Source organism: Marinobacter antarcticus, assembly GCF_900142385.1.
In the GTDB taxonomy this organism is placed as follows: domain Bacteria; phylum Pseudomonadota; class Gammaproteobacteria; order Pseudomonadales; family Oleiphilaceae; genus Marinobacter; species Marinobacter antarcticus.
In genome coordinates, this window is sequence record NZ_FRAQ01000001.1 from 1,517,118 (window position 1) to 1,542,968 (window position 25,851).

The 25,851-nt window shown below is 54.9% G+C and carries 27 protein-coding genes; 20 read left to right on the top strand and 7 right to left on the bottom strand.

Annotation, left to right across the window (positions count from 1 at the left end):
* Nucleotides 1–147: 147 nt before the first annotated feature.
* From BUA49_RS07170 to BUA49_RS07195, 6 genes are all read left to right on the top strand, one after another.
* Nucleotides 148–2,718, top strand: coding sequence for a DUF2339 domain-containing protein (locus tag BUA49_RS07170; protein WP_072796495.1), 2,571 nt, complete (start codon nt 148–150; stop codon nt 2,716–2,718).
* Between the two features lie 29 nt (nt 2,719–2,747).
* Complete coding sequence (locus tag BUA49_RS07175) at nt 2,748–3,131, top strand: DUF2750 domain-containing protein (RefSeq protein WP_072796496.1); 384 nt, start codon at nt 2,748–2,750, stop codon at nt 3,129–3,131.
* 33 nt (nt 3,132–3,164) lie between these two features.
* Entirely contained in the window at nt 3,165–3,605 is a 441-nt protein-coding gene (gene trxC / locus BUA49_RS07180; RefSeq protein ID WP_072796497.1) for a thioredoxin TrxC, read from the top strand.
* Nucleotides 3,606–3,829: 224 nt separating this feature from the next.
* Nucleotides 3,830–4,009 carry a hypothetical protein gene (locus BUA49_RS07185; RefSeq protein WP_072796498.1) on the top strand — a complete coding sequence of 60 codons (180 nt, stop codon included), beginning with the start codon at nt 3,830–3,832 and terminating at the stop codon, nt 4,007–4,009.
* Nucleotides 4,010–4,163: 154 nt separating this feature from the next.
* Nucleotides 4,164–5,645 (top strand): esterase/lipase family protein, encoded by a 1,482-nt coding sequence (locus tag BUA49_RS07190; protein WP_072796499.1) that lies wholly within the window; start codon nt 4,164–4,166, stop codon nt 5,643–5,645.
* Between the two features lie 107 nt (nt 5,646–5,752).
* A complete protein-coding gene (locus BUA49_RS07195) occupies nt 5,753–6,451 on the top strand; it encodes a crotonase/enoyl-CoA hydratase family protein (protein ID WP_072796500.1) in 699 nt (232 codons plus the stop codon).
* A 17-nt stretch (nt 6,452–6,468) separates the two neighbouring features.
* Here the strand turns inward: BUA49_RS07195 and BUA49_RS07200 are convergent, their stop codons facing one another.
* Nucleotides 6,469–7,296: a M90 family metallopeptidase gene (locus tag BUA49_RS07200; RefSeq protein ID WP_072796501.1), complete on the bottom strand. Its 828-nt coding sequence runs from the start codon at nt 7,294–7,296 to the stop codon at nt 6,469–6,471.
* Between the two features lie 111 nt (nt 7,297–7,407).
* Here BUA49_RS07200 and BUA49_RS07205 point away from each other — a divergent pair, with 111 nt between their 5' ends.
* The 5 genes from BUA49_RS07205 to BUA49_RS07225 all read left to right on the top strand — a co-directional run bounded on the left by BUA49_RS07205 (nt 7,408) and on the right by BUA49_RS07225 (nt 11,884).
* Nucleotides 7,408–7,608 (top strand): DUF1656 domain-containing protein, encoded by a 201-nt coding sequence (locus tag BUA49_RS07205; RefSeq protein WP_072796502.1) that lies wholly within the window; start codon nt 7,408–7,410, stop codon nt 7,606–7,608.
* Nucleotides 7,609–7,617: 9 nt separating this feature from the next.
* On the top strand, nt 7,618–8,502 hold the full coding sequence (locus tag BUA49_RS07210) for an efflux RND transporter periplasmic adaptor subunit (RefSeq protein ID WP_072796503.1): 885 nt from the start codon (nt 7,618–7,620) through the stop codon (nt 8,500–8,502).
* Between the two features lie 13 nt (nt 8,503–8,515).
* Nucleotides 8,516–10,573 (top strand): FUSC family protein, encoded by a 2,058-nt coding sequence (locus BUA49_RS07215; RefSeq protein ID WP_072796504.1) that lies wholly within the window; start codon nt 8,516–8,518, stop codon nt 10,571–10,573.
* Between the two features lie 145 nt (nt 10,574–10,718).
* A complete protein-coding gene (locus BUA49_RS07220) occupies nt 10,719–11,159 on the top strand; it encodes a MaoC family dehydratase (protein WP_072796505.1) in 441 nt (146 codons plus the stop codon).
* Between the two features lie 50 nt (nt 11,160–11,209).
* A complete protein-coding gene (locus BUA49_RS07225; protein ID WP_072796506.1) occupies nt 11,210–11,884 on the top strand; it encodes a spermidine synthase in 675 nt (224 codons plus the stop codon).
* 50 nt (nt 11,885–11,934) lie between these two features.
* Here the strand turns inward: BUA49_RS07225 and BUA49_RS07230 are convergent, their stop codons facing one another.
* Nucleotides 11,935–12,792, bottom strand: a complete 858-nt coding sequence (locus BUA49_RS07230) for a PA4780 family RIO1-like protein kinase (RefSeq protein ID WP_072797731.1) — start codon at nt 12,790–12,792, stop codon at nt 11,935–11,937.
* A 286-nt stretch (nt 12,793–13,078) separates the two neighbouring features.
* On the opposite strand from BUA49_RS07230, the gene efpL reads away from it, so the two are divergent.
* The gene (efpL, locus tag BUA49_RS07235) at nt 13,079–13,645 is read left to right on the top strand and encodes an elongation factor P-like protein EfpL (protein WP_072796507.1); all 567 of its coding nucleotides are present in this window, start codon (nt 13,079–13,081) and stop codon (nt 13,643–13,645) included.
* Between the two features lie 30 nt (nt 13,646–13,675).
* Nucleotides 13,676–14,860, top strand: coding sequence for a YbfB/YjiJ family MFS transporter (locus BUA49_RS07240; protein ID WP_072796508.1), 1,185 nt, complete (start codon nt 13,676–13,678; stop codon nt 14,858–14,860).
* Nucleotides 14,861–14,967: 107 nt separating this feature from the next.
* Here BUA49_RS07240 and BUA49_RS07245 read toward each other — a convergent pair whose 3' ends face one another.
* Nucleotides 14,968–15,333 carry an alkyl sulfatase dimerization domain-containing protein gene (locus tag BUA49_RS07245; RefSeq protein ID WP_228704423.1) on the bottom strand — a complete coding sequence of 122 codons (366 nt, stop codon included), beginning with the start codon at nt 15,331–15,333 and terminating at the stop codon, nt 14,968–14,970.
* Nucleotides 15,334–15,626: 293 nt separating this feature from the next.
* On the opposite strand from BUA49_RS07245, the gene BUA49_RS07250 reads away from it, so the two are divergent.
* Complete coding sequence (locus BUA49_RS07250) at nt 15,627–16,400, top strand: hypothetical protein (protein WP_072796510.1); 774 nt, start codon at nt 15,627–15,629, stop codon at nt 16,398–16,400.
* A gap of 5 nt (nt 16,401–16,405) precedes the next feature.
* Here BUA49_RS07250 and BUA49_RS07255 read toward each other — a convergent pair whose 3' ends face one another.
* The gene (locus BUA49_RS07255; RefSeq protein ID WP_072796511.1) at nt 16,406–16,858 is read right to left on the bottom strand and encodes an Lrp/AsnC ligand binding domain-containing protein; all 453 of its coding nucleotides are present in this window, start codon (nt 16,856–16,858) and stop codon (nt 16,406–16,408) included.
* A 335-nt stretch (nt 16,859–17,193) separates the two neighbouring features.
* Between BUA49_RS07255 and putA the strand changes: the two genes are divergently transcribed.
* Nucleotides 17,194–20,823 (top strand): bifunctional proline dehydrogenase/L-glutamate gamma-semialdehyde dehydrogenase PutA, encoded by a 3,630-nt coding sequence (gene putA / locus BUA49_RS07260; protein ID WP_072796512.1) that lies wholly within the window; start codon nt 17,194–17,196, stop codon nt 20,821–20,823.
* Nucleotides 20,824–20,880: 57 nt separating this feature from the next.
* Here the strand turns inward: putA and BUA49_RS07265 are convergent, their stop codons facing one another.
* The gene (locus BUA49_RS07265) at nt 20,881–21,579 is read right to left on the bottom strand and encodes a lytic transglycosylase domain-containing protein (RefSeq protein ID WP_072796513.1); all 699 of its coding nucleotides are present in this window, start codon (nt 21,577–21,579) and stop codon (nt 20,881–20,883) included.
* A gap of 189 nt (nt 21,580–21,768) precedes the next feature.
* Nucleotides 21,769–21,945 (bottom strand): DUF1328 domain-containing protein, encoded by a 177-nt coding sequence (locus BUA49_RS07270; protein ID WP_072796514.1) that lies wholly within the window; start codon nt 21,943–21,945, stop codon nt 21,769–21,771.
* Between the two features lie 248 nt (nt 21,946–22,193).
* Between BUA49_RS07270 and BUA49_RS07275 the strand changes: the two genes are divergently transcribed.
* The 3 genes from BUA49_RS07275 to BUA49_RS07285 all read left to right on the top strand — a co-directional run bounded on the left by BUA49_RS07275 (nt 22,194) and on the right by BUA49_RS07285 (nt 23,951).
* A complete protein-coding gene (locus BUA49_RS07275; protein WP_072796515.1) occupies nt 22,194–22,670 on the top strand; it encodes a hypothetical protein in 477 nt (158 codons plus the stop codon).
* A gap of 26 nt (nt 22,671–22,696) precedes the next feature.
* On the top strand, nt 22,697–22,933 hold the full coding sequence (locus BUA49_RS07280) for a TIGR02647 family protein (RefSeq protein WP_072796516.1): 237 nt from the start codon (nt 22,697–22,699) through the stop codon (nt 22,931–22,933).
* 127 nt (nt 22,934–23,060) lie between these two features.
* A complete protein-coding gene (locus BUA49_RS07285) occupies nt 23,061–23,951 on the top strand; it encodes a DMT family transporter (RefSeq protein WP_072796517.1) in 891 nt (296 codons plus the stop codon).
* On the opposite strand, the gene BUA49_RS17675 is transcribed toward BUA49_RS07285, so the two are convergent.
* Nucleotides 23,931–24,029 carry a dehydroquinate synthase/iron-containing alcohol dehydrogenase family protein gene (locus BUA49_RS17675; RefSeq protein WP_139248750.1) on the bottom strand — a complete coding sequence of 33 codons (99 nt, stop codon included), beginning with the start codon at nt 24,027–24,029 and terminating at the stop codon, nt 23,931–23,933. The two genes, BUA49_RS07285 and BUA49_RS17675, sit on opposite strands and share 21 nt — an antisense overlap.
* 149 nt (nt 24,030–24,178) lie before the next feature.
* On the opposite strand from BUA49_RS17675, the gene BUA49_RS07295 reads away from it, so the two are divergent.
* Nucleotides 24,179–25,081: a diacylglycerol/lipid kinase family protein gene (locus BUA49_RS07295; RefSeq protein ID WP_072796518.1), complete on the top strand. Its 903-nt coding sequence runs from the start codon at nt 24,179–24,181 to the stop codon at nt 25,079–25,081.
* Between the two features lie 7 nt (nt 25,082–25,088).
* Complete coding sequence (mtgA, locus tag BUA49_RS07300) at nt 25,089–25,784, top strand: monofunctional biosynthetic peptidoglycan transglycosylase (RefSeq protein WP_072796519.1); 696 nt, start codon at nt 25,089–25,091, stop codon at nt 25,782–25,784.
* Nucleotides 25,785–25,851 lie beyond the last annotated feature (67 nt).

Genomic DNA, 25,851 nt, shown 5'->3' on the forward strand with positions numbered 1-25,851 from the left:
GAGATCTGGCAAAATTGACCTTAACGTAAAGTGCGGGTTTTGGGTAGTGTCTTTCCAGGTGAGCTATCGCTCCCAAGAAGATAGACTGCGCACTTCACCGGCGGTTCACGCCGCATCTGACGGGATTCTTGAAAAGGGAAAAGGGACTTGGAAGCAATACTCATTCTTCTTGGCGTGGGCCTCGCACTTTTCATACCTGTGGGTTCCGTTCTTGGCTTTCTGGCCTTTCGGCAACGGAACATCCACTCCTCTCGCATTGAGGCTCTGGGCCATGAGGTTTCAGAGTTACGTCGGGAGATTGAGAATCTCAGGCGCCCGGTTGAGCATTGGGTCGAACCTACTGGCCTAACGTATGCCCAATCACCTGAGCCGGAGCCAGCCTTCACCCCAGCAGCGAAGGAGTCTGTTGACGAGCCCGCGGTTGAAACAAACGACTGGCTCGCGCCCGGAGCAACTGCCCGCGATTACTCCCGCATCAGCCAGGCATTGAAAGAAAACTGGATGGTCTGGCTTGGTGGCCTGAGTGTGGCACTGGCCGGTATTTTTATGGTCAGCCATTCCATCAGTGCCGGGTTGATTAGCCCTGTGCAGCAATTGCTGCTCGCTCTGGCCACAGGTCTTGCTCTGCATGCAGGCGCGGAGTTCCTGCGCCGGCGTCATATGAGCACTGATCAGGTATTTGCTGCGCTGGCCGGCGGAGGCAGTATTACCTTGTATGCGGCATTGCTCGCAGGTGTTCACCACTATGAGCTAATCAGCCCTGTAGCCGGGTTAATCGTTCTGGCAGTTGTGTCTCTGGCGACTATGGCGTTGGCTCTGATACATGGCCCCTTGCTGGCTATCATGGGCCTGAGCGGTGCCTATCTTGTGCCTCTGTTGATCGGCGGTGAAGGTGGCAGCGTTGCCTTTGTACTTTCCTACAGTTTCCTGATTACCTTCAGCTCACTCCTGTTAATGCGTTACGTCTTTCGCGACTGGCTGTGGTACGCCACGCTCGCTGGCGCATTACTGTGGTGGGCCGTCACAGTGGCTGCTGCGGCGGCTGCAATGGCAACGGCCTGGTATCTGGCAGCACTGTTTGTGGTTTTTGCATTCTTGCCCGGCAAGGAGCAGGCGGCGCCATCGCGTATGCGTGAGGCGTTTCTGCCGCTATTGGCCATATGGGGTATCTCGATTGCTCAGCAGTCCGGTGATAACCCAGCGCTGTGGAGCAGGCTGCTCATCCTGCCTGTGGCATCCCTGATCCCCCAGAGTCGCGGATTGCTCTGGTTCCTGCCTTGGGGCGCAGTCTTGGCCAGCGCCGCCGGCTGGCTGCTTTATATGGGCAGGATGGACGGTGATTTCGTGTATCTGGCACAGATACCCCTGAATCAGCAAGCGGGGTTTGTCAGCTACCTTATTGCCGCAGCAATAATCACCACCGGCATCGGTTTATGGCTATGGGAGCGATACTCCAATCAGCGACGTTGGGCTTCGCTGACGCTGCTTTCGCCGCTGGTTTGGCTGGTGCTTGGCTGGCTTCTGCTGCACGGTTATGGCGAGATGTCAGCGGTGTGGGCGGTGGCCACTCTGCTGCTTGGCGGTGTTTACGGCGTTCTCGCCTGGCGAATGGAAGGGCGTGCCCGTTACGGGAATGGCGTGGTCTGGGCGTTGTTGGCGGCGCATGTCAGCTACTCGCTGGCCACGGTTATGGCCTTCCGCGAAGCGTCGCTCACGTTGGCATTATCGGTTCAGTTCGTCAGCCTTACCTGGCTGGCGCGGCGTTATCAAATGCCAGAGCTATACCTGTTGCTGAAAGGTGTGTTGGCGCTTGTTGTCGCGCGACTGACCTTCAACCCCTGGTTGCAGGGCTATGATGCCAGTGTTCATTGGTCGCTGTGGACCTACGGCGGCGCAACGCTGCTTGCTGCGGTTGCAGCCAGGCTTGCCGATAAAAGCCACTCGATTCGCCCCTGGCTGGAAGGTGCAACCTTGCACCTGCTTGTGCTGTTCCTGGGCGCCGAGCTGCGTTACTGGCTTTACGACGGCGATATTTTCATCCACGAATACAGCCTTGCCGAGGCAACGATGAACACGCTGCTCTGGGGTGCACTGAGTGTTACTTACGCGGTTCGTGCCAAGGCAAGCCAGTCGCTGGCCTGGCTCTATCGGCTGTTCTCGTGGATTCTGCTGGCGCTCTCGGGAGCCAGCTATCTCACGCTTCTTACCCTGCACAACCCTTGGTGGAGTGGCGGCGCTATTGGCAGTATGCCCATTTTCAACATGCTGCTGCCTGCCTTTGGTGGCCCGGTGCTTCTGGCGCTTGTTGTCAGCCGGTTTCCGGAGATTGCGCCCCGGCTCTGGTCGTTGTGTGTTGCAGCTGCGAGCTTTCTCCTGTTCACTGCCCTGGAAATCCGTCAGCTCTGGCAAGGCAGCGATATGGCGCTGTGGTTCGGCATGACAGAGGGCGAGCTGTATACCTATTCGGTTGTCGGCATGCTTTACGCCATCGCCGCAATTATCTACGCCACGGTTTATTCGGCGAAAAGTGCCCATATTGTCTTGTACAAGGCGGGCATGGCTCTGCTGGGCATTGTCATCGGCAAAATTTTCCTGATCGATATGGCCGGCCTGCAAGGGCTTTGGCGGGTTGCAGCCTTTATGGGGCTGGGGCTTGCCCTGTTGGGCCTTGCCTGGGTGTACCGAAAAGCGCAGCGTGCCAGTATTCAGGCTCCATGAGCCTCATTTATTAAACAGAGATTCAGATTATGAGTGATGAGCAGTTAACGAGTGTGCTCGAGTTGAGCGGTGAAGAGCGATACGACTACTTTCTGAGCGAAGTGATGGAGGAGCGGGAGATCTGGATACTGGTCAATTCCGGGAACCGTTTTCTGTCAATCGTGTCTGAAGATGACGGAGTGGCGCACTTGCCGGTCTGGCCCAGCTCGGAATTCGCCGTTGCCTACGCCAAGGGTTCAGACGATTTGACTCCGAAGAGCATCTCGCTGCCCGATTTCTTCAAGAAATGGGTCCCGGGCTTGTCAAAAGACGGGCTGCAGGTGGGCGTATTTCCGGGCCTTGATAAAACCGTGTGGATAACCGAAGCGGACGAACTGAAGAAAGACCTGCAGGATGAGCTTTCCAGTTTCTAGGGTGATCGATTAAACGTGCTGTGAGGTGAATTCATGAGTGACGACGTTAAACATGTAGTGTGTCCCCATTGCGACAAGATAAACCGCGTGCCAGCGGCTCGCCTGGCATCTGGCGGCAATTGCGGAGCCTGCAAAAAGCCCTTATGGCCAGAGGGCGTGCTTGAGCTGACCGAGCAGAGTTTCGCTGCGCATACCGGTCGCAGCGATTTGCCCGTGTTGGTGGATTTCTGGGCGAGCTGGTGTGGCCCCTGCAAAATGATGGCACCACAGTTTGAGCAGGCAGCTCGCGGTTGGCGGGGAAAGGTTCGCTTCGCCAAGCTCAATACCGAGGAGCACTCGGGGCCGGCAGGGCAATACAGCATTCGCAGTATTCCGACACTGATTCTGTTTCGTAATGGCCGCGAACTGGCTCGTCAGAGCGGCGCTATGAATCAGGGGCAGATCAATCAGTGGCTACAAAGTAACGGTTATTGAAAAATACGTCGCCTGATGATCGAGTGAGTGCAAAAAACAGGTGATCAACAAGTAGCCTGGTCAGTTAACGGTCATATTTGTCGAACGCCCGTTTTAACTGGCCCGAGCTTACTTGTCCCGCTCCTTTTCACAAAGTTATCCACAGATTTCCGGGATAAGTCACATGCAGGAAATTCATGCTCATGCCGGGCGAGCACGAAAGCCGGCATTCAAGGAGTTTCGTTATGGGAACACTGCTGATCATTCTTGTTATTCTGTTTTTGGCGCTGATCGTTATTCTGCCTCTGGTTGAGAAATATGCACCCAAAGGTGAGGAGCGCAACTATGGCAATCTCACGCGGTTCATCTTTCCGTTGGTAGCTTTGTTGATCGTGATACAAATGATTTGGTATTACTTTTTCTGAGTTTCAGGGCTTCGCCCGTCAGCCTTTTTTACACTTTCGCTAAACCTGCCTGAGCTGGCGCCGCGCAAGTGCTGGCCTTTTCTCCATAAAGAATTTTCCGGAACGGATATCGCATGTGTGCAGGGCAGGATCAGCCTGAAAGGATGCATGCCTCATGAGTCAGTTCCACCCCATCATTTACGTTCGTGGCTACGCCATGACCGCCAGTGAAATTGCCGATACCGTATCCATGCCCTATATGGGTTTTAACCTGGGCGCGACAAAGGTCCGTCAGTCATGGGATGGGAGCGTCTACAAGCAGGTCTTCGAATCACCAATGATGCGCCTGATGAAGGATTACGGCTATACCGATGCCTTCTCTGACGGTGCCGAGATCGACCGGGACATTACCAATAAGACCGTGGTTATCTACCGGTACTACGATCAGGCGGACAGGGATTTCGGTGATGGTAAGCCTCTTTCCATTCCCGCGGCGGCGCTGCAGTTAAGGGATTTGATTCTGAATGTCCGGCAACATTTGTGCGGCGAGGACAAGGCGCTTCTGGCGGAATTCCGCGTGCACCTTGTGGCACACTCAATGGGCGGCCTGGTGTGCCGGTGCCTGCTGCAGAATGACGGAATCAGCACCCCGGCAGTACGAGAAATTGTGGATAAGGTGTTTACCTATGCCACGCCACACAACGGCATAGAGATGGCCGGAATTAATGTACCTTCGTTTCTCGGGCTCTGGGATATCAACAATTTCAATCGCGAAACCATGGCAGATTATCTGAGCCTGGATGGCAAACCGGAAAGAGTGGATTCTCTGGATGGCAAATTCGACCCGGATCGGTTTTTCTGTCTGGTCGGTACCAATCAGCAAGACTATGGAGCGGCCAAAGGTGTCTCGAAGTGGCTTGCTGGCAAGATGAGTGACGGTTTGGTTGCCATCGAGAATGCCACGGTCCAGGGTGCGCCCAGAGCTTTTGTGTATCGCAGCCACAGCGGCCCTTATGGCATCGTTAATTCCGAAGATGGCTACCAGAACATGGTGCGGTTCCTGTTCGGTGATGTCCGCGTGGACGGCGTTCTGGATGTTGAATCGCTGCCGCTGCCACCGTCTGTGGAGAAGGCGAGGAAGGAAGGCCGACGGGTTCGTGCTTCCTATTATTTTGAAGCCACCGTGTCGCCCCGGGGAGCGCGCAGTTTTCGACTGACCGAAAGGCGCAGGGAAACCTTCAGTGCCGTGCTGCGGAAGTTTGATGAAATGATGAAACCAAAGCAGGCAGGGCTGAATTCTGCCCGCTCTCCGATGCTGTTCTCCACTTTCCTTGATAGTTCGAAAATTACGGTCGATCGTGGGCGAACGTTGGTGATGACCGTTGAGCTTGCTGTCTCCGCGACGGATTACTTTGTTGACGGTGCGCTGTGGACGGAGCACAGGGTGGAGGGCGAATACCTTTACCGGGACACGCTGACACTGAAAATGACCCCGGCCGGAGACGGCTGGAATCTGCGCTATGTCACCACTGACGAACATTGGAGTGAACGTGGTGGAAGCAAGGCCGAGTCTGATGGTGACAGTTACCTGATACCCTTGTCCTCCAGGAAAGGTTTCGGGGCCCAGCTGCGGATGACGCTCCAGCGCCGCACCTGATCGGCCTCGAAAGAAACCGGCACCCGGTGAAGAATGATTTGTGGCGGCCCGCATAAGCTGGCAAAGTTCGGCGGATTCAGACACAACTCCACCAAGAGGACACGCCGGTGACGGACTTTGTAGATTACGCGCTGAACGATGGTGTCGCGACAATCGTTATTACCAACGGTAAAGCGAACGCGCTCAGACATGAAGTGTTTGAAGAGCTGAACAGGGCTCTCGACCAGGCAGAACAGGATAAGGCAGTGGTTATCCTGACCGGGCAGCCGGGTATTTTCTCCGGTGGCTATGATCTGAAGGAAATGCAGAAGGGCATGAAAGAAGCGGCTGCGTTGGTTTCTGTGGGCTCAAAGTTCACCCGCCGCCTGGCGGCTTTCCCGTTTCCGATAATCGGTGCATGCAGCGGCCACGCCATTGCCAAGGGTGCATTTATCATGCTGTCTGTGGACTACCGTGTTGGCATTGAGGGCAGTTTCAAGCTGGGGCTCAATGAAGTGGCTATCGGCATGACCATGCACAACGCGGGCATTGAAATTGCACGGCACCGCCTGGCACCTGCTCACTTTTACCGTTCGGTTATCAATGCCGAAATTTACAACCCGGAAGGCGCTGTATCTGCTGGTTTCCTCGATGAAGTTGTCGCACCGGATCAGCTTCTGAGCCGAGCAAACGAACTGGCTCAGGGATTCCGGAAGCTGAACATGAGAGCGCACGCCCAGACCAAGCTTAAAGCCAAAGCTGGCTACCTCGAGCTGCTGGATCGCTGCATCGAGATAGACTCGGAGAGTCTTGGCCTCACGGCTTAAGGGGTATTTCTGGCGGGTTAGCTCCGGGCTAGCTCGCCAGGGTCTATTCTGTAGAAGTCGCGAAGCAGGTCATACACCGCTGGCTGTTGCTCTTTCAGGTGTTGCGGTTGCTGATAGAAGGTTTCTGTCAGCACCGCAAAGAACTCTGCGGGCTTTGTGGCGCCATAGGGGTCGAGCCAGCTTTTGCGGTGGTGTCTCAATGAGTGCCGGAGGTTGTCATAGGCTATGGTCATGGTCTGTTGCCATTCTCTGGCCTGCTCTCCGCTGAGAGGCGGTGCCCCGTCTGCTGTTCCATCCAGGTAATCAAGCTGATGCGCAAACTCATGGAGGATTACATTGTGTGGGCTTTGGGGGTGCATGGCCGCGCTTTCACATTCCGACCAGGCTAATACCACTTGCCCCATAGATGAAGCTTCACCTGCCCGCACCTGATTGCTGACGCCAACCACCATGCCGTCGCGTTCCGAGGCTTGCACCCGGTACACATCCGGGTAAACAAGAATGCTGCGAACTTCATCATAATCTGAATACGAGCGCATGATGGTCAGAAGACAGGCGTTCCCGGCTATAGCTACCCGCACGCGGTCATTCACTTCGAATCCATCACATCCGCAGAAGTTCTTTTCGGCGAGGAACAGCTGTACCTGTTTTTCCAGAGTTTTCTGAAGTTGCTTCGGTAGTTGACGATACAGAGGTACTGTTGATTGCAGGTGCTTTCGCCAGGCCTTCTGGAAGGGCTGTTTCAGTTCCCGCTCTCGCCGCCAGGAGCGGTAGAAGAACAGATAGAAAACGGCCAGTGCGATGAAGGCAGCGGCGAAGACTGCAAATACTGTTGCTGACGACATTTTCTTAAACTCGCTTCATGCGCATGTACCGCCTGTTTGTTGTAATCTTAGACCTATCATCAAACACTTAACCGCAAATTGCGATGGCAAAACGTCGAGAATAAGGATGTCATGCTTCACGAGATGAGTATTGGTGGAATGCTGTTCAGCCCTTTACTGGTGCTGGTGCCTTTGGCGTTTATTCTGGCCGCTGCCACGCGGTTGATTCTGCATTATCTGGGTCTGCGGCGCTATATCTGGAAGGAAGCCTGGTTCGATGTGGCTGTCTTCGTCTGCTATCTGGCTGCTATTGTTTATTTGTTCGGGGATTAAAGGGCTCTCATGAAAAAGCTGCTGCGTATTGGACTGACATTGCTGGTGGTTGCTGCTGCGGCTGTGGCCGGAACCTGGGTCTGGGATTACTACCTTTATTCGCCCTGGACGCGGGATGGCCGGATCCGGGCGGATGTCATCACCATCGCACCCGATGTGTCCGGCTGGGTGACCGGGGTGAATGTGAAAAACAACCAAGCGGTCAGTGAAGGTGCCCCTCTTTTCACCATTGACGATATCCGCTACCGGGCAGAACTTGCGGAGAGTGAAGCCCGGCTTGCTCAAGAACGCTCAGCCTGGGATCTGGCCAAGCATCAGTATGAACGCCGACAGCGAATGTCTGATCGTCAGGCCCTCAGCGAAGAAAGCCTGGAGGCGTACCGTATTCGCGCCGAGTCAGCTAAAGCCAGTTATCAACTGGCGGAGGCAGAACTCAACACGGCCAGGATCGACTTGAAAAGGACAAAAGTGCTCGCACCGGAAACCGGCATTGTTAACAACCTGACCCTGCGGCAAGGCAACTATGCATCCCGGGGGGCTGCGGTATTGTCGCTGATCAAAAACGACTCTTTTTATGTGACCGGTTATTTTGAAGAAACCAAGTTGCAGATGGTGCGAGTAGGGCAGAAGGCCAGGATTACTCTACTGTCTGGCGGTGAAAAGTTAACGGGTGAGGTGGTCAGTATTGCTCGCGGTATAGCGGATTCAAATACCAGCAGTGATAACCAGATGCTGCCACAGGTGCAGCAGGCTTTTAACTGGGTGCGCCTTGCCCAGCGCATTCCGGTTGAAGTAGCGCTTGATCCGATTCCCGACGATGTGAATATCAGTGCTGGTATGACGGTTTCCATTTATCTGGAAGCTGATCTGGAAACAGATTCGGACAAAGAGTAACGGAGCCACTTTCATGACGCTCCACCCGCTGCTGGCCCAGCTTCTGATGCCAAACAGGCACGCGGTGATATTTGCCCTGAAAGGGGTGATATCCATGGCGCTGGCCTTGCTGGTGTCCATGTATCTGCAGCTTGATCGACCATACTGGGCGCTGGTGTCGGCCATTTTCCTGCAGATTCGCCCGGAAAGTGGACTGGTGATTGAAAAGGCTCTGTGCCAGATTTTTGGCTCCGTTCTTGGTGGCGGCGCGGGGATTCTGATCCTGGCTTTTTTCATGCCTTATCCTCTTCTGGCACTTGGCAGTCTCACACTGTGGATCGGCCTGAATTCCGCCGCATCCTCCATGGTGCACAACAACAACTTCATATACGCGTTTGCCATGTCTGGAATGACGGCCGGCCTGGTGGTCATACTGGTGATGGCCAACCCCAGTGTGGCAGACAGCCGGGCGGTATTTGACATAGCCCAGGCCCGTATCAGTGAAATTACCGTGGGCGCAATCTGTGCGATGTTGGTCAGCCAGCTACTATGGCCGGTGACGGTCAAAGACAGCCTTCGCAATAATGCTCGCAATGTGATTAACGAAACGCTTGAATACCTTTCGTTGGAGCTGGATCCGGGCAGCACGCATGAACAGCGCCACCAGCATGCGGATCAGATTCTGGAAACCCTGGTTGTGCTGAATGATGATTCCAGCGCGGTCGCCTATGAAGGGCCTGAGGGACCGGGGCGGAGTCGGGCGGCTAACTTGCTCTGCAACAAGGTGATGTCGTTGCTGGCGGTCACGCAGATTATGGGGCGCTTTCCGCGTAACCACCCGGATCTGGTCTCGCCGGCGTTCAGTAAGTTGCTGGCTGACATGCGAAACCATTTCATCAAGGTTGCAGAAGCGGACAGCTACGAGGAATCCTATCGTCAGGCTCAGGCTCTGAGGCGGGCACTGCTGGAGCACAGGGCGGCGTATGTGAATGAATCTGCCATCGTGATCCGTCTCACTCAGACCGCAGTGGAGCTGGTGGCCGATTTGGTCATGGTGTTGCGGGCCTATAATGCGCTTGAAAACCGCGATCAGACGTTGCTGAAAGCCTCCAGGCTGAAAACCCACCGGGATCCATTGATCGGTGCCGTCAACGGCTTCCGGACAGCGGTCGTCTTTGTGGTCGGAGCGGCGATATGGCTGGGCACTGGCAGCCCTGCGGCCATAATGCTGATGATTATGCCAGTAGTGTTTTCTGTGATGTTTGCCCGCTTCTCCCTGGTGGTGTTGACGTTTATCTTGCGTCGCTTGCTACTCGGGGTAGTGGTCGCAATTCCGGTGGCGCTGCTTTTCGGGCTGGGGCTGTTGTCGAGAAGCAGTGGAGACTTCGAGATGCTGGTGCTGGTGCTTGCCGGTCCTTATTTTATCGGCCTGCTGGCGCTTGCAGACAGGCCAACTCTGCCTTACGGTCTGGGTTTCTGTATTCCCTTCACGCTTATCGTTCAGCCAAGCAATCATATGACGTTCAACATGGAGGCCGCGACCAGCAACGCTCTGGGTCTTTTTGTGGGCATCAGCATTCTTTACTGGGTATTCAAACTGATCACGCCTCCGGATGGCCAGTTAATGCAGCGTCGTTTGCTCAAGGCAACGGCTCGGGATCTGACAGGCATTGATTATCAGCGGCGGCCCGAGAACTGGTTTAACGGCCGCATGGGGGAGCGCCTTCTGCGCCTTGCCAACTATGACCAGGGATCGGGCAATTCCAACCGCAACATGACGGACTTGGGCTTTACTGGCTTGAACATTGGCCACATGTCCATTCGCTTGCGTAAGCGCATCAAGAGCCATCGCAGCGCTGCCGTGGATGCAAAGCTTGCCGAGTGGCAGCAGGTGTTGGCAGACACCTATCTGATGAGTGCGCGTGGCGACAGTAACCTCCGGTTCCGGGAAGTGAGCGCCGAGCTGTTGGCAGCTATTCACGGCGTCAAAGAGCCGGATGCACAAACGGCGACCATTGAGGGTATGTTCGAGCGTATGGCTCTGACGTTTGAGCGAACTGCCGGGACAATAGCGCAGCAAGATCGACCGTGAATGGTCGCCTTGGAGGCTCAAGAATAGGCCGACGGTTTACCCGTCTGTTGATTTCCACCACAATCTGCGGCATCCAGGATCAGGAACCCTTACTATGCTATGCCGAAAATCCATACTCACCTGACTGGGCGCTGGAGAACTGCTAGTGACGGAGATTCGAGAAAAAACCATCAGGGGGCTCAAGTCCGGTGATGCGTTTTCCATTACCCGGACGTTCACAGAAAGTGACACGGTGGCATTCGGGGAAATCAGTCGCGACATGAACCCTATTCACTACGATGAACGCTTCGCCGCTGCCAAGGATTTTCGTGGCAAAATCTGTCACGGTTTGTTGGTAGGCGGCATGATTACCGAAGTAGGTGGGCAGATCGGCTGGCTGGCATCCGGGATGAACTTCCGGTTCCGCCGGCCGGTGTACTTCGGCGATACCATTACCTGCGAGTTCACCATTACCGAGGCAGATGAGCGCAACCGTGCAAAGGCTGAAGCGGTGCTGTCTAACCAGCATGGCGAGGTTGTTATTGAAGCCTGGCTGTCCGGCGTACTGCCCGGGCAAGCGGAGAGAACCATTCTCGCTCAAACCTGATTTTCTTTAGCTCTCACCCCCACCCCGGCATTCCACCTTCAGAGGTTTTTATGGCTCGTTTTGAGTTGCTTGGCACTGCAATTATTCCCGGTAAGGGCACAGAGTTGCACCTGCTTCAGCGTAATGAAGAGTTTTCCATCCGGATTGCCGGCACTTCCGGTGAGCTGATGAACACCCGCCTGCACGGCTCTGAGGACGCGCTTGCGACTCTGGCCTGTGAACGTATTGCCGATCATCCGGCACCTAAGGTGCTCATTGGTGGGCTGGGCATGGGGTTCACCCTCGCCGCTGCCTTGCAGTCTCTGGGTGATACTGCAGAGGTTACCGTCGCCGAGCTGGTGCCGGAAGTGGAACAATGGAATCTGGGGCCCTTGGGAAGTGCGGCGGGCTATCCGCTACAAGACCCTCGCGCCCGGGTGCACATTGGTGATGTGGTGCAGCTGATTAAGAATGCTCCTGCCAGCTATGACGCTATCCTGCTGGATATAGATAACGGCCCCGAGGGTCTGACGCGCAAAGAAAACGATTGGCTATACACGCCTGCTGGCATTGCCGCAGCGCAGGAGGCGCTCCGCCCGGAGGGTATTCTGGCCTACTGGTCAGCAGGCCAGGATCCGACCTTTACCGAACGCCTGAAGCGTGCCGGTCTTTCGGCAGAGGCTGTAACTGTGCGAGCCCACCGCCCCGGCAAAGGCGCAAAACATGTCATCTGGCTTGCGTGGTAACGTGGCTTGGCAATTTGGTAGGTGCCGGAGTCTGCTAACAGACTCCGGCACTAGTCTTCATCGTCGTTGTCCTGCATTCGCTCCTGTCGATCCCTTTCTTCCTCTTTGGCCGCGTCAATCACCGCCATAAGCTCATCCACATCTGCGCTGGCGGTATCGTGCTCAAAGCATCCAGTCAGCTTGCTGTCGGGGTGCAGGTCACCGCTTTCGTACAGTGCCCAGATCTCCTTGCCATAATCGGTAACAAGTAGATCAGGTGCGTACTTGCCAAAATAGCGGCGCATGTTGTCCACATCCCTTTCAAGCATGCGCTCTGCGTTATTGTTGCCGGCCGCGTTGACAGCCTGGGGCAGGTCGATGATGACGGGGCCGCTGTTTTCTACCAGGACGTTGAATTCTGACAGGTCGCCATGGATCAGCCCGGCACTCAGCATCCGTACGATCTCTGCGATAACCCGGCCGTGGTAATCCCGCGCTTGCTCTTCAGTGAGGGTGATGTCATCCAGCCGTGGAGCGGCTTTGCCATCGGCATCCGCAATCAACTCCATCAGCAGTACACCATCCACAAAGCCCATGGGTGCGGGTACACGCACTCCAGCTTCAGCCAGACGGTACAGGGCGTCCACTTCGGCATTAAGCCAGGCGTCTTCCTGCTCTTTCTGACCGTAGCGGGTTTTTTTGCTCATGGCCCGGGCCCGGCGAGTGTTGCGTACCTTTCTGCCTTCCTGATACTCAACGGCCTGCTTGAAGCTCCGCTTTTGCGCTTCCTTGAACACCTTCGCGCAGCGCACATGTTCACCACACCGCACTACGTAAACCTGTGCCTCTTTACCGCTCATAAGCTGGAAAAGCACTTCGTCCACCAGGCCGTCGTCGACAAGGGGCTGTAATCTCTTGGGTACTTTCATAAAACCTTTCAGGTTAGCCGTAAACGTGCCGACCATGCATGTTGCTCCGGTCCTGTAGCCAGGTTCGGGCAAAGATGATGGTCACAATGGAGCATAGCTTACATCAATTTGCTATTTCTTATGTGAATCCGGTTATAGCGTCAGGAAGCTTTTTGCAGAATGGCTTATAGTGTCTGCTCCCCCTGTATCAGCAGGGCGGGTCTGCGGGTAGAATTGCCGGGAGTTAAACACGCCGGCTTATATCCGGTATGGATGCGTTTACGGTATTGTTTTGGAGCTTTAAAAAATGCCTAGAGCAAGTGAAATCAAGAAGAATTCAGCGGTTGAATACGAAGGCCGGGTTTATTTTGTGAGGGATATCGAGCGCTCTGTTCCCCAGGGCCGGGCAGGCGGCAGTCTCTACCGCATGCGCATGTACGATGTGGTAACGGGTAACAAGATTGATGAGACGTTTAAAGATTCCGATATGCTGAATCTTGCCGATCTCGTACGCAGACCCGCTACCTTCTCCTATTCCGATGGCAATGAGTATGTCTTCATGGATAGCGAAGACTTCACGCAATACAGCCTGAGCGGGGAAGTCATTGCAGATGAACTGCTGTTTATCAGTGAGGACACCCAGGGCGTGATCGTGATTCTGGTCAGCGAAGCGCCTGTTGCCCTGACGCTGCCGCCAACCGTGGAACTTGATGTTGAGGAAACGGATCCGTCAGTAAAGGGTGGGTCAGCCACCGCTCGTACCAAGCCGGCAAAACTGACAACCGGGCTGGTGATTCAGGTTCCTGAGCACATTTCTACCGGCGATCGCATCAAAATCAACGTGGAAGAACGCAAGTTCCTGAGCCGCGCCTGATCTGAAGTTGTTTTGAATTAGGAAAGCCCTGTGAAAACAATAGAAACAATAAGGGTGCTGGCGGCCAGCGTGATCGCGGTGGTGGTCACTGTCGGTATTGCCCGGTTCTCGTATACGCCGATGATCCCCGAGATGGTGGAAGCGCTCGGGCTGAGCCAGTCTGTGGTTGGCATGCTCGCGACGGTAAACTATGCCGGCTACCTTACCGGTGCGCTTCTGATCACCCGGATCAGTGATCTTGACCTCAAGGTAAAGCTGTATCAGCTGGGGCTTGTTGTCGCGGTTGTCTCCACTGTTCTTATGGGGTTCACCTCCAACGTATGGTTGTGGTTTGCGCTGCGCTTTGTATCCGGCCTGGGCACTTCAGCCGGAATGTTGCTCGGTGCCGGCCTGCTGATGAGCTGGCTGATCAAGAACAACGAAAAATCCGAGCTTGGTGTGTTCTTTTCGGGCATCGGGCTCGGGATTGTTCTGACGGCGGTTCTGGCACAGCTGATTAAAGGTCCGTTCAGCTGGGACCAGCAGTGGGTGATATACGGTCTGGTCGGGCTAGCGCTGCTGGTTCCTGCCTGGCGCTGGATGCCGGACTATCGTGCGTGTGCGCTGCCGCGAACCGGAGGCAAGGCAGGTAGTGATGAGCGGAGCCGGTTTATCGTGATTCTGCAGCTGGCCTATTTTTGCGCCGGTGTCGGATATGTGGTCACGGCGACGTTCCTGGTAGCGATTGCCGAATCCATTCCAGGACTAAGCGGCCATGGCTGGCTTATCTGGCTGGTCGCCGGCCTGTCGGCGACACCTGCCTGCTGGCTCTGGGACGTGTTTACGCGCCGTTGGGGACAGTGGACGGCCCTCTATCTGGCGTACACGCTCAATGCTGTCAGCATTCTGATGCTGATTGTCGACACGAGTATGGTCAGCGTCATGCTCAGCGCTGTTGTCTATGGTGCCAGCTTCATCGGCATTGTCAGCATGATGCTGGCGATGGTCGGACGTGTGTTCCCGGAAAACCCTTCCCGGCCCATGAGCCGACTCACCTTCAGCTATGGTATTGCCCAGATGCTGGCGCCCGCAGTTGTCGGCTATCTGGCCGATGTCGAGGGTAACTATACCAACGGCCTATGGCTTACCCTGCTGGTGATGGCGATTGGTGTGGGGGTGCTTCACCTGGCGCGCCGCGCCAAGGGCAGAGAAGCGGAGCCAGCCCTCTCAGGTTGATCCTGGGAGAGCTGGGTTCAGGGTGCTTCAGGGTCGCGTCGGCTGGTGTGTCACTGCTGGTTTTCCGGTTGTGCAGGACCGAGTTGTCCAGGACTAATAGGTAGCTTTCATCGAGATCGGTAAGTTTTCCTGCCCTCATACGTGCCCATGTCAGCTGCGGCGTCAAAGCTGCTGCTGGCCTTCTCCAGGATGCTGTCGGCGCCGCCCATCATTTCAACGTAACGCTTAGCCACTTCGGCCTCCGGCAAAGGGTTGAGTTTTGCAGGGTTGGCGGTAAACCATCCCATATAGTTCTGGTACGCCGCCTTGGCATTGTGGGAGACAGTTCCGTAGTAACCCTGGTTGTGAAAATCTTCATTCAGAGCGGCCGGGAGCTTCACGTTTTCGGCGATTTCATTTGGAGTGAACCCCCGGTTCATAAGGCGAACGCTTTGGTCATGAATGAATTTATAGGTATCCCGTTGTTTGACCAAGAAGTCCTGAATCCTGTCTTGACCCCCACAGCGGCCAGTGATGGCTGCCAAAGTAGATCTCTGCATCGGAAAAGCGGATCCGGGCCACGCTCATCGCGTTCCAGTCGTTTGCCATACATGTAAATGGCGGGCCTGTTGTTATTGGTGAACTGATCTTGAGAGTGTAACGCCGATGGCTGTTCTGGCAGAGCGTCTGGCAGACAAGATTGACCGCCAATGGCGAAATGGAGGCAGCGAGAGAAGGGTCTTGGTGCTATGGTAAGGGCAGGTTCAAAGTGGAGCAGTAGGCAGACATGTCGATATCGGAAGGCGCGCAACATTACGTCCTGATGCTGATTCCCAGTCTTTTGCGGGATATTGAAAAGCTGGGGCTGCGGCGGATTATTCGCACCTCTGATTTTTCAGAGCAGGAAGTGACCGCCCTATACTTCGAGTTTGTATCTGCCAAGCGGGTCCTTCCGGATAATCCGCGCTCAATTGAGCCGGCTAGCTGGCAGCACTTGCTTCATTGCGTACGCGTGATGAGTTCGCTGGTGGCGCTGGCGACGACTGAAGAACTGGAGCGAGCCCGCGAGACGGCGATTCGCCGGTACCTGCCCCACGCAAAAGAAAGCCTGAAAAACGAGTACGATCAAATGCGCAGCGAGGGCAAAGTGGATTTCCGGCTCGCGGGTATTCTACGCGGGGGAGACACGCCGGAAAACTCCGGCCAGGTTTGTATGGAGGCCATCAGGCGCGAACGGGAGCAGCGCGTCGAATCGATAAAATGTCTGGGTACTGAACACCTGACCGACCACGAAACTTTTGTGGTAGAGGCAGCCAAAGCATATGTCCTGTCCCGCATCGATGATGCACCGAAAGATTTCGGTATTCTGGACCTGGTCATCCGGCTCCTTGATTTGCTGCGGCTAGTGCTCGTTCTGGAGTCCCGCTCCACTGGCGGTGCCAGCGCTGTGTCATCTAACTTTACGGTAGAGAACATTGTGCTTGGTGTTGGCAATGCACTTTACCGAAGCGAGCTTGGCTTACACGTGTCTTCTCTGGGCCTGGCCAGAGTCAACAAATAGGCTCCTCAGAGTCCTGTATCTTTTACGTTTTCCATTACCACAAAAGTACTTGTTTGCAGCACATGGGGCAGGGCAGAAATCTGCTCCCCCAAGACCTGTCGGTACTCTGCCATGTTGCGTGTCCGCACTTTCATCAGGTAATCAAAACTGGCGGCAATCATGTGGCACTGCTCAATAGCAGAAATCTCCTTGACGGCTTGATTGAAGGCCTCCAACGCATCGCTGCTGGTATCGTTCAGGGTGATCTGGGTGAAGGCGATGTGGCTTTGCCCCAGTTTGGTCTGATTAACCAGAACCGTGTAGCCGGTGATAACGCCCTGTTCCTCAAGCCGCCGCATGCGCACCTGACACGGGGTTTTTGACAGGCCAACGCGGGAAGCAAGTTCGGTGATCGTAATCCGCGCATTCTTTTGCAATTCCCGAATAATGGAGTGATCGATTCGGTCGAGTTCGTTCATGCTGTCATGTCCTTGCTATACCTTTATCCGTCTGATCTTCCTGGTCGTTCCGGTCGTAGATACCCGCTAAAGTGCGAAATCGGCACTTTTGGGCAAGTCATCGACAGGGGCGCTATGCTGTAGTCTGTAAACGCCAGATGCTACAAGGGATTTAGATCATTTTGGCTTGTCGACTGAGATCGATTTACCTGAAAGGGTATTCCATAAAAGGGAATTAATACATTTTAATCGTCTAATAAAGCCGGAACGATGCGTGTTTTCAGCTTTTACAGTGCAACAGTCTTTGTCGTTGTAGGTAGAATGCGGAAAAGATAAACAACTGAGAGGGTAAAGCTATGTTATCGCAGCAATCAGGGTCTCCCGAACTTGCCGAAAGCCGGCAGGCGATTCGCGATTATTATCTCGAAGATGAGCTCAAAGTGATTCACGAGATGATTGCTGACGCTCAGTTGTCCAAGGCCGAGCGTGAAGCGATCTCTGCTCGTGCAGCCGATCTGGTTCGCAGTGTGCGCGGAAGCGCAAAATCTACGATCATGGAAAAGTTTCTTGCGGAATACGGCCTCACCACCAAAGAGGGCGTAGCGCTTATGTGTCTGGCAGAGGCGCTGTTACGCGTGCCGGATAGCACAACTGTCAATGCACTGATTGAAGATAAGATTACCTCAGGCAACTGGGGGTCCCACGTAGGTAAAGCGACCTCATCATTTATCAACTCCACTACGGTTGCGCTGTTGATGACCAGCAACCTGTTGAAGGATTCCGAGCGTCATACAGTAGGTGAGACTCTGCGTAAGCTGGTCAAGCGTTTGGGTGAGCCGGTAGTTCGCACGGTTGCAGGTCAGGCCATGAAGGAAATGGGCCGCCAATTTGTTCTGGGCCGTGACATTGAAGAAGCTCAGAGTGAAGCCAAGTCCTATATGGCGAAGGGGTACACTTATTCCTACGATATGCTTGGTGAGGCCGCGCGTACCGATGCCGACGCCCGGCGTTATTTCGAATCCTATTCCAGCGCCATCGATAGCATCGCCAAGAACTGCAAAGGTGATGTACGCAAAAATCCGGGTATCTCCGTCAAGCTCTCTGCGTTGCTGGCCCGTTACGAGTATGGTCACAAAGAGCGGGTAATGACTGAGCTGCTACCCCGTGCGCTGAAGCTGGCCAAGAAAGCGGCGGCTGCCAACATGGGCTTCAATATTGACGCCGAGGAACAGGATCGCCTCGATATTTCTCTGGATGTCATCGAAGGCATCATGTCCGACCCGGCACTGGCTGACTGGGAAGGTTTTGGCGTGGTCGTTCAGGCCTTTGGCAAGCGCTCCGCGCATACGCTCGACTGGCTGTACGCACTCTCTGAAAAGCTCGACCGTCGTATCATGGTTCGTCTGGTGAAGGGCGCCTACTGGGATGCCGAGATCAAGCGCGCCCAAGTCATGGGCCTGACTGACTTTCCTGTTTTCACCCGCAAGGCGTGCAGTGACGTTGCCTTCCTCTCTTGCGCCAAAAAGCTGGTGGGCATGAGCGATCGCATTTACCCGCAGTTCGCCACCCATAACGCCCATTCTGTGTCTGCCATTCTCGAGCTGGCGAGAACTGCAGGCCTGAAAAATTACGAGTTTCAGCGCCTGCACGGTATGGGCGAGTCGCTGCACAACCAGGTTCTCAGAGAGAGCGGTGTGCCCTGCAGGATTTACGCGCCCGTAGGCAAGCACAGTGATCTGCTGGCTTACCTGGTGCGCCGCCTGCTTGAAAATGGGGCTAACAGTTCTTTTGTTAATCAGATTGTGGATACCAGTATCTCCCCCGAAGACATAGCGAAGGATCCCATTGACGCTGTCCAGGAGCTGGGTGAAAACCTTTCCAGCAAGGTGATTGTGCGCCCTGAGAATCTGTTTGGTTCCAAGCGTCGCAACTCCAAAGGGTGGGATATTACCGACCCGGTCACCGTTGCTCAGATCGACGAAGGCCGCGATGCATATCGCAGCCATCGCTGGGCAGGCGGCCCGCTTATCGCTGCAGAAATAGCCGGCACAGAAGTGCTGGAAGTCAAAAACCCGGCGAACCCGGATGATCTGGTCGGGCACGTTACCCAGGCTAATGAGGCAGATGTGGACGCTGCCATTACTGCCGCTCAGCAAGGTTTCACAAGCTGGTCGGCAATGCCTGCGGAAGAGCGTGCAGCTTGCGTTCGCAGAGTGGGTGATCTGCTGGAAGAAAACGCCCACGAACTGTTTGCACTGACGACACGGGAAGCCGGTAAATCCCTGCTTGATGGCGTCGCAGAAATTCGTGAGGCCGTCGATTTCTCGCAGTTTTATGCCAATGAAGCCTTGCGTTACAAAGACAGCGGTGAAGCTCGCGGTGTTATATGTTGTATTTCCCCCTGGAACTTCCCGCTGGCGATCTTTGCCGGCCAGATTCTTGCGAACCTGGCTGCTGGTAACGCCGTCGTGGCCAAGCCGGCGGAGCAAACGTCGTTGCTCGCGGTTCGCGCTGTTGAGTTGATGTACGAGGCCGGGATTCCCAAAGACGCTATCCAGCTTCTGCCGGGTTCGGGCGCCACGGTGGGCACTGCTCTTACTTCTGATTCCCGCGTAGCGGGCGTGTGCTTTACCGGCTCAACCGCAACGGCTCAACGAATCAACAAGGTAATGGCAGAAAACATGGCTCCGGATGCGCCGCTGGTGGCGGAAACCGGCGGCCTGAACGCCATGATTGTAGACTCGACGGCCCTGCCAGAGCAGGTGGTTCGCGATGTACTGGCATCGTCGTTCCAGAGTGCCGGCCAGCGTTGCTCAGCACTGCGGATGCTGTATGTGCAGAAGGACATTGCTGATCACCTGCTCGAAATGCTATTCGGAGCCATGGAAGAGCTGGGTATTGGCGATCCCTGGGCGCTTTCCACTGACGTGGGCCCGGTGATTGATGAGACGGCCCGCAAGAAAATTGTGGATCACTGCGATAAGTTTGAGCGTGAAGGTCGTCTGCTTAAAAAGCTTCCGGTGCCGGAGAAGGGGCTTTTTGTCTCGCCGGTCGTACTTAGAGTCAGCGGGATCGAAGATATGGAAGAAGAGATCTTCGGGCCGGTGTTGCACGTGGCTACCTTTGAAGCCAAGGAGATCGATAAGGTTGTGGATGCGGTAAATGCCAGAGGTTACGGGTTAACCTTCGGTATTCACAGCCGGGTTGATAACAGGGTTGACCGGATTACCAGCCGTATCAAGGTAGGTAACACCTATGTTAACCGTAACCAGATTGGTGCCATCGTCGGCTCCCAGCCGTTTGGCGGTGAAGGACTTTCCGGGACTGGCCCCAAGGCCGGTGGCCCGCAGTATGTTCGCCGTTTCCTGAAAGGCGCCACAGCTGAGCGCCCGGCTGAGCCCGCTGGTAAAGCGATTGGTGGTAAGAAGCTGGAAGGGCTGATCGGTAATTTGGGCAAGCTCAAAGTCCTTGCTCCGAAAGTCAGAATTGAGGCCATCGAACCGGTTTTCGGTGAGGTGCCTGAGCCGCTGGATGCTCACGCAGAAGAGTTACCGGGCCCAACGGGCGAGCTTAACCGTCTCTCTAATCACGCTCGTGGCGTTGTGTTGTGCCTCGGGCCGGACAAGGAAACGGCATTGGCACAGGCTGCCATGGCGCTGTCTCAAGGCAACAAGGTGGTGGTGATTGCCCCGGGCGTTGAAGACGCTGTGAGCCGTGCTGCGCAAGCTGGGCTGCCAATCGTGGGGGTTGAGGGCCATCTTGAGCCGGAAGCACTGGCCACCGCCGGCGGATTTGAAGCGGTTGTAAGCTGTGCTGAGCAGCCCCTCCTGCGGAAGTATCGTCTGGCTCTGGCCAAACGCGAAGGCGCACTGTTGCCGCTGATCACTGAGCATACTCTTGATCAGCGTTTTGTGATTGAGCGTCATCTCTGTGTGGATACAACCGCAGCCGGTGGCAACGCCAGCCTGATTGCAGCATCTGAGTAAAGCGGCTGTTTAGGCCGGTAGCGCTCACACTCAGGGACGGGTCGGCCGGTTTATTAATCAGTTGCTGGCATACCGCTCGTGCAGTATGCCTACTCGCTTTACGTAAGCCTTGGTTTCGGCATAGGGAGGAACTCCGCCGTACCGGCTTACAGCCCCCGGCCCGGCGTTGTAGGCTGCGGTTGCCAATCGGGTGTCACCCTTGAAGCGTTCCAGCATTTTGGCAAGGTAGGTGACTCCGCCGCGGATGTTGTCTGCTGCCACCATGGCATTCTTAACGCCGACTTCCAGAGCTGTTCCCGGCATCAGCTGCATAAGCCCTTGTGCGCCCACTGGGGATAGCGCCTTTTCGTTGAATGCAGATTCCGCATGAATAACCGCGCGCACCAGCGCTGGGTCTACGCCATACTCCTGGGCGGCTGTTTTGATTTCTGTCTCGTAGCGGCCAGCGAATAGTGGCGTTGTGCGCCAGTTGATGCGAGAGTCCGGGTCGCAGGCGTAACAGTGGAAGCTGATGACGTCGAAATCCGCAACCGAAGGCTTGGTTCCGCTGTAAGCGACAATGCCGTTATCGTCCCGATACCGGAAAACGGTCTCGCTTTTGCTGGAGGCTCGTCCGGGACTGCTGCTTTTTACGTTGGTAAATTCAACGCGGCCATCGGGATGCACAATCCGTTCGATGCTGTCTGCCATGGCAGGTGCAGAAAGCCAGAACAGCGCGCTGAGGAAGGACAAGGCAATATGTTGGGGGCGTATCATTGGCTACTCGCGGAAAGCGCAATCAACAGTTGTTCTCTAAGTCATATTAAAACAGACACGCGTGAAATTATACGGTGTTACCGGGCAGAAATGGCATTACGTCTTGTCGGAGAAATGTTACCGGGAGGGAGAAACCCGGGCGTATTGCAGATGCCCGGGCCGAAACACTGATAAGATTTATTCAGAGTGCTAGATCTTCGGTCCCCGCCCGCGAACTGCATTGGCGACCAGAGATATCACCAGCAGAATGAGAAAGATAAAGAACAGTATTTTGGCGATGCCCGCCGCTGTGCCCGCAATGCCCCCGAAACCGAGAACACCAGCAATAACGGCGATGACTAGACAAATGACAGCCCAATAAAGCATATGCTTTCCTCCTTTTTGGCTTCAATATAAACGTGGCACAGGAAGCACGAATGCACAATTATTGAGTAGCCCGGGAGTCACCGTGGAACGATTCATAATGCGCTTTTATAGTTTTAAAGTTATGTTTTTAATGACATAAAGCGGTTTTGTTGTCAGTTAATTAAGCTTTTATAAGATAAGCTGTTGGTCGGGATATTGTTATCCTGGCATGACTGCTATTCTTGAGGAACGTAGCTCCGGAGTAATTTATGACCTTAAAACATATTACCTGTGCTCTGCTTGTTGTAGCCTCCTGTGTTCTTGCCGCGCCACTCCATGCGGAATCAACGGATTCATCTGTGGATGAGCTCAAGCAGGAGAGTCGAGAGCTTGGCGAGGCATTGCAGGAATACGGTGCCGACCAGAAAGACCAGGCAGAAGATGCGATTAACCGGACACTCTCAGCTCTCGATAAGCGTATTGCAGAGCTGGAGAAAGAGCTTTCAGAAAATTGGGACGACATGAGCAAGCTCGCACGGGAACGTTCGCAGGAAAGCCTGGCGTCTCTGCGAGAGCAACGCGCACGTGTGCAAGCCTGGTATAACGAGCTTAAGGCCAGTTCAGCGTCGGCGTGGGAGCAAGCCAAAAAGGGCTTCTCGGATGCGTATGAAGCACTTTCCGAGCAGTGGAATGAAACTGAGCGGGATTTGACCCTTGATCAGGACAAGAAATCCAAAAGTATCTGACCACCAACACCAGACAAGGAAACACAATGCCATTTTCTTCAGATCATATTGCCGAACTCAGTTTGCTGTCCCAGTTTGAATCCTCCTCAGGTCAGGCTGGTATCAAAGTACACAGGCACGATGCGGCATCTGAAACTGTTCAGGCAGCAGAGCGCCTTTTTGCAAAAGGGCTGATTACCCAGGATGACGGAGGTTACCTCACGCCGCTGGGCAGCGAGGCTGTAGAGCTGACTCAGCAGCTGCAGTCCATCCTCGCAACATAATGACCCACGTAGCCGATGCCGACCGAAATCTGTAATGGTTAACCGGCCGGGTGTCTGTATCTGTTCCGTATGCGAGTTAGTCTCTACACTGACTGACGTTTCAGATAACTGACCCCGGCAGCCCGGTATGCAATCGTTTTTCTATTCTTTTTTTGTCCCCGCCCTGTTTGTATGGTTATGGAGCACCGGTTTTATTGGTGCCAAGTATGGCTTGCCCTATGCAGAGCCATTTACCCTTTTGCTGATCCGGATGCTGCTGACGCTGACCCTGCTTGGTGGTCTAGCCTGGTTGCTCAAAACCCGCTGGCCAGGCTGGCGGGCAGCGGGGCATCTTGCGATAACCGGGCTGCTGGTTCACGGCTGTTATCTTGGTGGTGTCTACTACGCGATTCAGGGTGGAATGCCGTCGGGAATAGTGTCCCTGGTGGTCGGTTTGCAGCCTCTGGTTACAGCAGGTGTTGCCGTTCTCATTTTGAAAGAGACTGTTTCATGGCGGCAATGGCTGGGGTTAGGGCTTGGTTTGTTGGGTGTAACGCTGGTTCTGCTGGAGAAGTTTGGCGGGGCCGGTAACCCGGGGGCGGGCTTTCCGCTCTGGACGCTGGTCTGGGCCCTGCTGGCCCTGACGGGTATTTCTATTGGTACGGTTTACCAGAAGCGCCATGGCACCGGAGCAGATCTCGTTGCGGGCACCATTATTCAGTATGGCGCCGCTGCAGTGTTCTTCGCCGTGGGTGCTATGTTTCTGGAAACCCGCGAGGTGGTTTGGTCTGTGCAGTTACAGCTCTCCATGGCGTGGCTGGTTCTGGGCGTTTCCATTGGTGCGATACTGCTTCTGATGTGGCTGATTCGCCGGGGTGCTGCATCCCAGGTCGCCAGCCTGTTCTATCTGGTACCCCCGGTAACCGCCGTGGAAGCTTTCTGGCTGTTTGATGAGCGCCTGGGCGTGCTGGCAATTGTCGGCGGCATCGTTTCCATCACTGGCGTTGCGCTGGTAGTTTCACAGAGGCGCCCCGTATAATTGATGCGCAATGGCATGCACATAGCCCAAGGCTGTTTTATTGAATGCCAGACCGCCGTAGTTTGCGGCAAGCGCCATTGCATCACGGGCTTCGTGGTCCTGACAATTTGTAAATTTGAGCTGGCTCCAGTGTCCTTATCGTAACGTCAGAAAAGATGTGTTTAAGGTATCTTTGATCAGAGTTTTTCCCGAAAAATGTCTGAAGCTGTTACAGAGATAAAAATGATATGACCTACTGGCTGGTTGCGAATCCAGGGGCAGGCGATGGCCAGAAAGGCCGGGAGTTCTGGCTTGGGAAACTGAAAAATGCAGGCATCAGTGGCCCGTCGTGTTGTGATTTCCGCGAACAGGGCTGGAAGGATCAAGTAAAGCCAGATGACATTGTTATGGTTGCGGGCGGCGATGGTTCGGTCAACGCGGGTGCTCGGTTATGCCTTGAACGCAACGCAATACTGGCCGTTTTACCATCGGGAACTGCTAACGATTTCGCCCGTAACCTGGACCTGCCGGAAGAGCCAGCAGCTGTGTGCGAGCTGATTCAGCGAGGCGTTACGCAGGTGGTGGATGTGGCAGAGTTTGGCGACGGTTTATTCCTGAACGTTGCCCACATTGGTCTGGGAACACTTCCGGCCAGAGAGTCACAAGGCCCCACAAAAAAGCTTTTGGGTCGCTTCAGCTATGGCGTCGAATTGTTGCGAAGGGTGAATGCCAAACGTGGTTTTCATGCGGAAATAAAATGTGATCAGGCTTTTGTGAGTGGGCGCTGGCTGTCGATCGCGGTGTCCAGTGGTGCTTTTTTCGGAGGTGGTAACGAGATTCCGCAAGCTACGGCAGATGATGGGTTACTGGATATTATTGCGGTGAAACCCCGCCCGTTGGCGCAGTTGCTGCTGACATTTCTTATGGTTCAGTTTAGTGGTAAATCCCCGAATCGCACCAGTACTGTTGTGCATTTGAAGGGTAGGCGCTGCGACATTCTGACATCCAGGCCGAAGACCGTTACCGTGGACGGTGACGAGGCCGGCAAAACACCGCTGCATGTTGTGTGTCGCAAACATTGTCTTCGGGTTATTGGTGTGTCGGTGGTGAGAACGGGGGAAACTCAAGACGAACAGGCGGGGCTCAGGTAAATCATTTATGGCCCGTAAATCGATAGTGAAGCGGGTTTCCCGTGGGCTTGCCTGGGCATTAATTACTTTGGTGCTGCTGTTTGCTGCCCTGTTGCTTCTGTTCCGGTATGTGAACCCACCGACCTCCGCGTTTATTCTCAGCTACAGTTTTGCGAACCCTGATCAGGAGGTTCGGCAGCAATGGGTTGGCTTTTCAGATATTTCTCCGTGGATGCCGCTTGCGGTTGTGGCGAGTGAGGATCAGCGATTTCCCAGCCACTGGGGTGTCGATTTTGCGGCGATTCGCAAAGCGCTTACTGAGTATCGCGCAGGTGAAGGTCTCAGAGGGGCCAGTACGATTACCCAGCAAACGGCGAAAAACCTCTTTCTTTGGAATGGCCGCAGCTTTGTTCGTAAGACACTGGAAGCCGGGCTTGCGCTGGCCATTGACGGGCTTTGGTCCAAACGGAGGATTCTCGAGGTGTACCTGAATATTGCCGAATTCGGTCCCGGTGTTTACGGTGTCGAGGCAGCGAGCAGGGTGTACTTCGGTGTTCCAGCGCGCCAGCTGTCGGCAGAGCAGGCGGCAAGGCTTGCGGCGGTTTTGCCTAATCCCAAGGTGTTGAGTGTTGCTTCTCCCTCACCTTATGTGTGGGATCGGGTTATCTGGATTCGTGGCCAGATGGATCAGCTGTCCGGGTTGCAGTACCTGAAAGGATTGTAGAAGTAGCTATAAAGACTCTCTGGACACAAAAAAAGACAGGCCCGGTCTGGTTGAGTCTTTGGTACGA

Bases quoted from the DNA above. Each gene is read 5' to 3' on its own strand.
- BUA49_RS07175 (WP_072796496.1), top strand. From the start codon at position 2,748: ATGAGTGATGAGCAGTTAACGAGTGTGCTCGAGTTGAGCGGTGAAGAG.
- trxC (WP_072796497.1), top strand. From the start codon at position 3,165: ATGAGTGACGACGTTAAACATGTAGTGTGTCCCCATTGCGACAAGATA.
- BUA49_RS07185 (WP_072796498.1), top strand. From the start codon at position 3,830: ATGGGAACACTGCTGATCATTCTTGTTATTCTGTTTTTGGCGCTGATC.
- BUA49_RS07190 (WP_072796499.1), top strand. From the start codon at position 4,164: ATGAGTCAGTTCCACCCCATCATTTACGTTCGTGGCTACGCCATGACC.
- BUA49_RS07200 (WP_072796501.1), bottom strand. From the start codon at position 7,296: ATGTCGTCAGCAACAGTATTTGCAGTCTTCGCCGCTGCCTTCATCGCA.
- BUA49_RS07205 (WP_072796502.1), top strand. From the start codon at position 7,408: ATGCTTCACGAGATGAGTATTGGTGGAATGCTGTTCAGCCCTTTACTG.
- BUA49_RS07210 (WP_072796503.1), top strand. From the start codon at position 7,618: ATGAAAAAGCTGCTGCGTATTGGACTGACATTGCTGGTGGTTGCTGCT.
- BUA49_RS07215 (WP_072796504.1), top strand. From the start codon at position 8,516: ATGACGCTCCACCCGCTGCTGGCCCAGCTTCTGATGCCAAACAGGCAC.
- BUA49_RS07225 (WP_072796506.1), top strand. From the start codon at position 11,210: ATGGCTCGTTTTGAGTTGCTTGGCACTGCAATTATTCCCGGTAAGGGC.
- BUA49_RS07230 (WP_072797731.1), bottom strand. From the start codon at position 12,792: ATGAAAGTACCCAAGAGATTACAGCCCCTTGTCGACGACGGCCTGGTG.
- efpL (WP_072796507.1), top strand. From the start codon at position 13,079: ATGCCTAGAGCAAGTGAAATCAAGAAGAATTCAGCGGTTGAATACGAA.
- BUA49_RS07250 (WP_072796510.1), top strand. From the start codon at position 15,627: ATGTCGATATCGGAAGGCGCGCAACATTACGTCCTGATGCTGATTCCC.
- BUA49_RS07255 (WP_072796511.1), bottom strand. From the start codon at position 16,858: ATGAACGAACTCGACCGAATCGATCACTCCATTATTCGGGAATTGCAA.
- putA (WP_072796512.1), top strand. From the start codon at position 17,194: ATGTTATCGCAGCAATCAGGGTCTCCCGAACTTGCCGAAAGCCGGCAG.
- BUA49_RS07265 (WP_072796513.1), bottom strand. From the start codon at position 21,579: ATGATACGCCCCCAACATATTGCCTTGTCCTTCCTCAGCGCGCTGTTC.
- BUA49_RS07270 (WP_072796514.1), bottom strand. From the start codon at position 21,945: ATGCTTTATTGGGCTGTCATTTGTCTAGTCATCGCCGTTATTGCTGGT.
- BUA49_RS07275 (WP_072796515.1), top strand. From the start codon at position 22,194: ATGACCTTAAAACATATTACCTGTGCTCTGCTTGTTGTAGCCTCCTGT.
- BUA49_RS07280 (WP_072796516.1), top strand. From the start codon at position 22,697: ATGCCATTTTCTTCAGATCATATTGCCGAACTCAGTTTGCTGTCCCAG.
- BUA49_RS07285 (WP_072796517.1), top strand. From the start codon at position 23,061: ATGCAATCGTTTTTCTATTCTTTTTTTGTCCCCGCCCTGTTTGTATGG.
- BUA49_RS17675 (WP_139248750.1), bottom strand. From the start codon at position 24,029: ATGGCGCTTGCCGCAAACTACGGCGGTCTGGCATTCAATAAAACAGCC.
- BUA49_RS07295 (WP_072796518.1), top strand. From the start codon at position 24,179: ATGACCTACTGGCTGGTTGCGAATCCAGGGGCAGGCGATGGCCAGAAA.
- mtgA (WP_072796519.1), top strand. From the start codon at position 25,089: ATGGCCCGTAAATCGATAGTGAAGCGGGTTTCCCGTGGGCTTGCCTGG.